The sequence below is a fragment of the Candidatus Accumulibacter contiguus genome (assembly GCF_012940005.1).
Taxonomy (GTDB): domain Bacteria; phylum Pseudomonadota; class Gammaproteobacteria; order Burkholderiales; family Rhodocyclaceae; genus Accumulibacter; species Accumulibacter contiguus.
This window is the reverse complement of the sequence record NZ_SPMX01000115.1, coordinates 1-5,426: the sequence shown is the minus strand read 5'-3', so window position 1 is coordinate 5,426 and position 5,426 is coordinate 1. Positions and strand designations below refer to the sequence as shown.

The following is a 5,426-nucleotide window of genomic DNA, read 5'->3' as shown; positions in this document are numbered from 1 at the left end:
CATCGAGTGGGATCCAGCTGCCGAGCGATACGCTCTGGTCGGGACCGGCGTTGGCGAAGGGCGCCTGGTTGATCGTGCTGCATTTGGCGCGCGTGCAGGACAGTACGCAGGCGCGCACGTCGAGAATGTCGATGCGGCCATCGTGATTGGCATCGCGGGGGTCATCCGGGCCGGTAACCGTGGGACGGCTCGGCAACATGCGCTGCAGCAGGGTGATGTCGTCGAGGTCGACATCCCCGTCGCCGTCGAGGTCGCAGGTTTTGGCCCAGACCTGACCCGCCAGCACGAACCAGCACAGGAGCAGCCCTACCCCATGTTTCGCAGTTCGAAACATCGACCCCATGTCCCCCAGGGCGAGCGTTGGAGGCGCTCAAAAACAGCCTCGAATCAAGGCCAGGCCCCTCGCCTGGCGTTCAGCTCATTGGTCGGCAGTCTGTGCTGCCTGCTGCGCCCGCTCTCGGGCGAACGGTTTTTACGGCTGTTGGGCCAGCCACTCCGCGAGGTTTTGCCGGCCGATGGGGCGAGGCAGTGTTCGCCCCGGGTCTAACCCTTTCGTTCGGCGGTTTGTAGCCCATCCGGTCGAGATTGTAAAGCGGATTTTGGTCCGACGATCCTGGCCGGGAACTCCGAGATCAGTCCCTGCCGCGCCGCGTCGCGTCGACAGCAGGCCGAGCAAGCCGAGGCCGGCAAGTGCCAGAATCGATGGCTCGGGGACACCGGGCGGCGGGATCGGCTCAATCCTGGCCGAGGCGCTCACCAGGGTGGGGTTCAGCGACACCGGGTTGAACTTGCACGCTCCCGGATTGCAGGGGGCAATCTCCACGGAGTACCCGGCCATTCCATTCGACGTGATCGTCAAATCGGTCAATCCTTCGGCAAGCCCCGTGAAGGCCAACGCGACGGTGAAGTCGACGTTGGGGCCGTCAAAACAGGTTCGCCCCTTGCGATAAGGATCGGGCTGCCACATGTGGTTGTCACCGTCCACAACCACACCACCGGCGTAACTCGCGGGATCGTTGTCGTTTTGCCAAGGCTGGCAATGGGGAGTCCGCGTAAGCAGGCAGGATTCGTCCCTGAACACAAAACCCCCATTCGATCAGGCACATGCCGGAATCGATCGGCTACCTGGGGCGCCCAGGTGTAAAAAAATGTCGATACCTCGATGTGCGTCGATAGACGCCGCCTGCCCCAGTGAATTCCAATCCAAAGTCATGTACGCCCACCGCGACTACACCCCGCAACGCATTGTTTGTCTCACTAAGGCCGGGATGATGCTGGGCGGCTTGCTCAATCCGCCCAAGGAACCGACCGTAGAAGGGCTGCGGCTAAATGACCTGTCGGTCCAGACGAGCACCTGCGGGGCGGTCATCCCGCGCGTCTATGGGATGATCACGGTCGATGGGAACGTCTTCTGGCTGGAAAACAGTTCGATCAAGGAAATCTACTACGGAACCCACACGCAATCCCCGGATGCGCGCAGCTAGGCGGGCATGAACCAGCGTTGTCCATGCTCACCCACTTCGCGCAGCGGATAGCCGTAGAGCCTGCTCAGCGAGTCGCTGCTGATCACCTCGTCGCAGGTACCCTGCTGCGTCGTTCCATCGCCGAACAACAGCAGGGCATGCGTGCAGAAACGTGCGGCCAGGCCGGGTTCGTGCAGGACCATCACACAGGCCGCCCCCTCGTCGCGGGCGAGTGCTGCGAAAAGTTCGAGGGTGGCCATCTGATGATTCAGATCGAGGTGGGCGAGCGGCTCATCGAGCAGGTACAGTCGCGGCGCTTGCGCGAGCAATGTGGCAATCGACAGCCTTTGCTGCTCGCCACCCGAAAGCGTCTGCACGTCGCGCGCTGCGAGTTCCGCGAGGCCGACGGCTGCCAGCGCCTGGCGGGCGATCCGGGCATCCTTTTCGGATTCCCAATCCCAGCGGGCAAGATGTGGGTGGCGTCCGACCAGCGCCGTCTCCAGAACCGTCGAGGAAAATGCTTCACTCCGGCTTTGCGGCAGCCAGCCGCGAATGCGCGCGCTGGCGCGCGCGCCCAGCCTTTCATAGCTCGCCCCGTCGAGCAGCACGGCACCGGCTGCCGGCGGTCGCAGACCGGCCAGTACCGACAGCAGCGTTGACTTGCCGGCACCATTGCGTCCGAGGATGGCCAGGCATTCGCCCGGCTGTACGGTCAAGGCCAGGTCATGGCAGAAACTGCGGTCAGCCACGCCAACGCTGAGCGCATGCGTAGACAGCAAACCGGGGACCATCAGTACCGTCCAGGTGCAGCGCGGGAGAGCAGGAAGAGAAAAACCGGCACGCCGATCAGCGCGGTGAGCACGCCCACCGGCAGTTGTTGCGGCGCCAGCAGGGTACGGGCCAGGGTGTCGGCAATCACCAGCAGGCTGCCCCCGGCGAGTACCGAGGCGGGCAGCAGCAAACGCTGATCATTACCAGCGGCGAGGCGAACGAGATGCGGCACGATCAGGCCAATGAAGCCGATCGCGCCAGCATGCGTCACCGCGGCAGCCGTGGCCAGCGACGCGACAAGGTAAACACCACGGCGTAATGGGCGAACCGCGACCCCCAGCGCCTGGGCAATGTCGGCACCACGCGCCAGCAGATTGAGCTCACGGGCAAACGGCAACGCAATCAGCAGCACGATCACGAGCAGGATCAGCACCAGTTGCGGGTCCCCGCTCTGCGACAGATCACCCATCAGCCAGAAGAGCATGCCGCGCAGCTGGTCGTCGGGAGCAAGCGCCAGCAGCAAGGTTACGACGGCACCGCAACCGGCAGCAACGATCACGCCGGTCAGCAGCAGGCGCGACTGCGTCCAGCCCCCTTCTCCATGCGCCAGGCCGAACACCAACAGCATCGCAGCGAGCGCGCCCGCGAAGGCCAGGCCGTTGATCCCCGCGACGCCCAGGCCAAGTACGATCGCCAGCAAGGCGCCGATGCCGGCACCGCCCGAAATGCCGAGCACGTAAGGGTCGGCGAGCGGGTTGCGCAGCAAGACCTGCAGCAAGGCACCCGCCAGTGCCAGCAGGCCGCCACAGGCGAAACCCGTCAACGCCCTCGGCAGACGCAGGCTGCGCACGACGTCGCCGGCCATGCCGTCGCCCTTGCCAAACAGGGTCGCCAACACCTCGGTCGGGTTGATCGCAATACTGCCCACCATCAACGCCAGCACGATGCTGAGCTGCGCCAGCCCGGCAAGCGCTGCGAGGATCAGTAAAGCACGGCGGCGGGTGGGCATGCAGCGCCCTACTTCGGCGCGTAGCGAACGCCGACAAAGACGTTCGCCCCGGCAGTGGCGTAGTTGTCGGCCGTCTCGTAATCCTTGTCGAAAATGTTGTTGGCGCGTGCAAACAACACCCAGTCTCGCTGCAGGCGGTAATCGGCGTAGAGGTTCACCAGACCGTATCCCCCGAGGCGAACGCGGTTGGCCGGATCCTCGTAGCGATTGCCAAGCAATTGCCACTCGCCGCGCAGATCCCAGTTCCCAAGGCTTCGGCTGAGGTAGCTGCTCATCTGCTGCTCGGCACGGCGAGCCAGCCGATTGCCTTTGTTTGGGCCGTTTCCCTCATTCCGCGGATCCAGGAAGTCCAGCGCGACCCCGGCGCCCCACTCCGAGAAACGCCCGTCGTAGGTCAGCGTGGCACCGCGCAGCAACGCCTTGCTGACATTGACCGGGGTGAATGTCGGTGGCCGGAATTCGATCAGATCAGTCACCTGATTGTGGTAAACGACCGCCGAAGCGCGATGACTGCCCTGCTCCCAGTTGACACCGGCTTCGGTATTCTTCGCCGTCTCCGGCTTCAGATCGGGATTACCACCGGCGAAACCGAAGAGGGCAGGAAAATACAGCTCGTTGAAGGTCGGAGCACGAAACGCCGTGCCATAGGAGATATGGGCACGCCATTGCGGCGTGAATTGATAGCCATAGGCTGCGGAACCTGTGCTCTTGCCGCCAAACTGCGAGTTGTCGTCATGCCGCAGATTGAACTGCAGCCGGTGCTGGTCGAGATTTCCGTTCCAGCCGGCAAGCCATGAATTGATCGTGCGCTCGGTGACGGTGTAGTCGGTCGTGCTGGAAACCTTCTGCCTGTTGTACTCGTAGGCCAACAGGGCTTCGCCGACCGGCAGCTTGATGTCGTGCTGCCAGGACACGAGGTCCATGGTGGTATTGAAGACGCTGTCCCGGAAGTTCCCGATATAGTCCTTGCTGTCGTCGGTACTGCGACCGAGACGCAAGGTACTGGTCCATGCCTGATGCAGGCGATTGCGCGAGTAGATGGAATAATTGCCGACGTTCTGGTCATTGCTGAAGGGCTGAGCGGCGCCCAGCGTGCCGAAGTCATTGCCGTCGTACTGGTTGGTGCCTTTGCTGAGCAGCAGGTTGACCCCGAGTTCCTGCCCTTTGGCCGGGCGAACGGCAAAACTGGCGCTCAGGTTCCTGTTGTAATAGCCATCCCGGTCGCGATTGTAGAACAGGCTCTTCTTGTTGTTGATGGCATTGAAGCCGTCGGTATTCGTATAAGCTGCCTGGACGCTGTAGGAAAGCAGTTCCGTGCCACCGGCAATGCCGACGCTGGTGTCGGTCGTGTGGTAGGAGCCATAACCGGTGCTGGCGTTCACCCGCACCGGCCCCTCGCCTCTGCGGGTGAAGATCTGGATCACGCCGCCGATGGCGTCGGCCCCGTAGAGCGAAGACGCCGGGCCGCGCAGGATCTCGATGCGCTCGATCTGGTCCAGCGGAATCCGCGACAATGCCGCGCTGCCGCTCGTCGCCGAGCCGATGCGCTGGCCGTCGATCAAAACGATCGATTGATTGGTATTGGCGCCACGGATGAACACGCCGCTATTGGACCCCGCACCGCCGTTGGCGACGTACTGAATTCCCGGTTGCCGTGCCAGGAGTTGCGCCAGTGTCGTCTCCCCGGCCTGATCGATTTCCTCGCGGGTGATGACCGACACATCACTCGTCAGTTCATTGGTTCGGGTAGCTTGTCGAGTCGCCGTGACGACAATCGGGTCGAGTTGCGTGTCTGCGGCATGCAAGGCCGTCGAGACCAGTGCGGCAACAGTTGCGGTGAAAGTGGCGGCACCGGCTGCCCGCCGTGTATTGGGATGCATGATGAAATTCCCCCTCTTGCCGACCAGCGTCCCCGCAAGTCGGCGGACCAATAATGCGGAAGGGCACGAGGGAAAGGCAGGCATGCGAGCCGAGCGTTGCGTGTCCGCTTCCCCGCGACACTTCCGTCCTGTGGTGTGCGAAGGCCGGTATCCGGGCTCGCGAGTCTTGACCTGCCGCCTTCCCAGGCTTTTGCCCAGTGGCATTTCGACAGGCCCACACTCGCTTACCGTTGCGGGGGCAGCACAGGCATTCTGTTGCGCATCGAGCGTTGCGCGAAATCCACCTGTTTCCCGTTTAACCGC

At 63.2% G+C, this 5,426-nt stretch carries 6 protein-coding genes and 1 riboswitch; of the genes, 1 reads left to right on the top strand and 5 read right to left on the bottom strand.

Features of this window, described 5'->3' with window-relative positions; translation table 11 throughout:
• Both E4Q08_RS23420 and E4Q08_RS25235 read right to left on the bottom strand, forming a co-directional pair.
• A partial coding sequence (locus E4Q08_RS23420; RefSeq protein WP_248595125.1) for a dockerin type I domain-containing protein occupies nucleotides 1-334 on the bottom strand: 334 nt, incomplete at its 3' end.
• A 138-nt stretch (nucleotides 335-472) separates the two neighbouring features.
• Nucleotides 473-967: a PEP-CTERM sorting domain-containing protein gene (locus E4Q08_RS25235; RefSeq protein ID WP_248595124.1), complete on the bottom strand. Its 495-nt coding sequence runs from the start codon at nucleotides 965-967 to the stop codon at nucleotides 473-475.
• Nucleotides 968-1,211: 244 nt separating this feature from the next.
• Here E4Q08_RS25235 and E4Q08_RS23410 point away from each other — a divergent pair, with 244 nt between their 5' ends.
• On the top strand, nucleotides 1,212-1,484 hold the full coding sequence (locus E4Q08_RS23410) for a hypothetical protein (protein ID WP_169072181.1): 273 nt from the start codon (nucleotides 1,212-1,214) through the stop codon (nucleotides 1,482-1,484).
• Here E4Q08_RS23410 and E4Q08_RS23405 read toward each other — a convergent pair.
• The 3 genes from E4Q08_RS23405 to E4Q08_RS23395 are packed head-to-tail and all read right to left on the bottom strand — an operon-like array spanning nucleotide 1,481 to nucleotide 5,123.
• Nucleotides 1,481-2,254, bottom strand: coding sequence for an ABC transporter ATP-binding protein (locus E4Q08_RS23405; RefSeq protein WP_034909255.1), 774 nt, complete (start codon nucleotides 2,252-2,254; stop codon nucleotides 1,481-1,483). The two genes, E4Q08_RS23410 and E4Q08_RS23405, sit on opposite strands and share 4 nt — an antisense overlap.
• Nucleotides 2,254-3,243 carry a FecCD family ABC transporter permease gene (locus tag E4Q08_RS23400; protein WP_169072180.1) on the bottom strand — a complete coding sequence of 330 codons (990 nt, stop codon included), beginning with the start codon at nucleotides 3,241-3,243 and terminating at the stop codon, nucleotides 2,254-2,256. Before E4Q08_RS23400 ends, E4Q08_RS23405 begins: the two co-directional genes overlap by 1 nt.
• A gap of 8 nt (nucleotides 3,244-3,251) precedes the next feature.
• Entirely contained in the window at nucleotides 3,252-5,123 is a 1,872-nt protein-coding gene (locus tag E4Q08_RS23395; RefSeq protein WP_169072179.1) for a TonB-dependent receptor domain-containing protein, read from the bottom strand.
• A 125-nt stretch (nucleotides 5,124-5,248) separates the two neighbouring features.
• Nucleotides 5,249-5,426, bottom strand: a riboswitch (cobalamin riboswitch). This riboswitch is flagged as partial in the annotation.

Excerpts from the sequence above, each read along its gene's own strand:
- E4Q08_RS23405 (WP_034909255.1), bottom strand. The coding sequence starts at position 2,254 with ATGGTCCCCGGTTTGCTGTCTACGCATGCGCTCAGCGTTGGCGTGGCT.
- E4Q08_RS25235 (WP_248595124.1), bottom strand. The coding sequence starts at position 967 with ATGTGGCAGCCCGATCCTTATCGCAAGGGGCGAACCTGTTTTGACGGC.
- E4Q08_RS23410 (WP_169072181.1), top strand. The coding sequence starts at position 1,212 with ATGTACGCCCACCGCGACTACACCCCGCAACGCATTGTTTGTCTCACT.
- E4Q08_RS23395 (WP_169072179.1), bottom strand. The coding sequence starts at position 5,123 with ATGCATCCCAATACACGGCGGGCAGCCGGTGCCGCCACTTTCACCGCA.
- E4Q08_RS23400 (WP_169072180.1), bottom strand. The coding sequence starts at position 3,243 with ATGCCCACCCGCCGCCGTGCTTTACTGATCCTCGCAGCGCTTGCCGGG.